The 601-nt window shown below is 69.7% G+C and carries 1 protein-coding gene; it reads left to right on the top strand.

Annotated elements, in window-relative coordinates:
* Window positions 1-36 precede the first annotated feature (36 nt).
* A partial coding sequence (locus LDL49_RS56490; protein WP_225303205.1) for an MFS transporter occupies window positions 37-601 on the top strand: 565 nt, incomplete at its 3' end.

The following is a 601-nucleotide window of genomic DNA, read 5'->3' as shown; positions in this document are numbered from 1 at the left end:
CTGATCGAGGGTGGTTCGCGTGGCTGGACCTCGCCGGTGATCCTGGGGAGCTTCGCCGCCGGGCTGGTGCTCCTCGCCGTCTTCGTCGTGGTCGAGGGTCGTGTGTCGACGCCGATGCTGTCGCTGCGGCTGTTTAGGCAGCGGCTGTTCACGGTGTCCAACACGGCGATGGTCGTGGTGGGGTTCGCGCTGATGGGGTCGTCGTTCTTCTTCTCCCAGTTCTTCGTCTACGTCCAGGGCACTTCGATCCTGGTCGCCGGGCTGCGGACGCTGCCCGCCTCGCTGGCCATGGTGATCGTCAGCCCGTACGCGGGCCGGCTCGCCGCCAGATACGGCTTCCGGATCGTGGTCACCATCGGCCTGACGCTGGCCGGACTGGGGCTGCTGGCACTGGGCCTCGTCCACGCCGACACCGGCTACGCGAACGTGTGGTGGCGACTGGCGATCGTCGGCATCGGGTTCGCTCTCACCATGTCGCCGCTGACCGGCGCCGCCATCCAGGCGGTCAGCCCGCAGGAGGGCGGCCTCGCCTCGGGCGTCAGCAGCACCACCCGGCAGATCGGCGCGGTGCTCGGCGTGGCGGTGCTCGGAGCCATCGTCC

The sequence above is a fragment of the Nonomuraea aurantiaca genome (assembly GCF_020215705.1).
Classification (GTDB): domain Bacteria; phylum Actinomycetota; class Actinomycetes; order Streptosporangiales; family Streptosporangiaceae; genus Nonomuraea; species Nonomuraea aurantiaca.
Note: the sequence above shows the minus strand (reverse complement) of the source record. Positions and strands in the feature narration are given on the sequence as shown.